Here is a 789-nt window from a genome sequence, read left to right on the forward strand (position 1 = left end):
GATCGACACCAGCGCCAGCGGAATCACGATGCACAGGGTGGCCAGGAAGCTGCGATAGGTCAGCAGACACAGCACGATCACCGCCGCGTAGACCCACAGCATCATCGGCAGCTGCTGGGCGGCCACGACTTCGTTGGTGGCCGCCATCACGCCGGCATTGCCGGTGGCGAGGCGCAGATTCACCTGGTGGCTGACGAACTCCTCGCCCGCGGCTTCCGCCGTATCGCGCTGCTCGGCCAGCTGCAGGCGCAGGTTGGTACCGGGGAACCAGGCATCATTCTGTTCGCGGAAGCTCTTCACGGCATCCAGGACGCGCTGGATGGTGGTGGCCTTGTGGTCGGCGAGGAACAGCATCACCGGGATCGCGCTGCAGTCGGAATTCAGCAGTCCGGAATCGGTCTCGAAGCCCTGGGTGGCGACGCGCAGCTGGTCTGAGTCGCGCGGCAGCACGCGCCAGCGGCTGTTGCCCTCGTTCCAGCCGGCGTTGACGATCTTGGCTGCCACCGGCAGCGACATCACCTGCTGCACGCCCTCGACGTTCTGCATGTGCCAGCTGAAACGGTCGATCAGCTCCATGCTCGGATAGCTCAAGGTGCAGGCATCGGGACGCGCCTCGACGATCACGTACATCATGTCGACGCCCAGCGAGAAAGCGCTGCCGATGGCCGCGGCGTCCTGGTTGAAGCGCGAGTCCGGACGCAGCTCGGGCACGCCGGCCTCGCTATCGCCAATCTGCATCTGCTGCGCCTTGTCCCAGGCCAGCACGCCGATGGCGACGCTGACCAGGAT

The 789-nt window shown here is 65.8% G+C and carries 1 protein-coding gene; it reads right to left on the reverse strand.

Annotated features, from left to right (window positions below; genetic code table 11):
- The coding region (locus tag FLQ44_RS23640) for an RND transporter family protein (protein WP_240801239.1) at nucleotides 1-789 on the reverse strand (789 nt) is incomplete at both ends.

Source organism: Vogesella mureinivorans (genome assembly GCF_007644035.1).
Taxonomy (GTDB): Bacteria; Pseudomonadota; Gammaproteobacteria; order Burkholderiales; family Chromobacteriaceae; genus Vogesella; species Vogesella mureinivorans.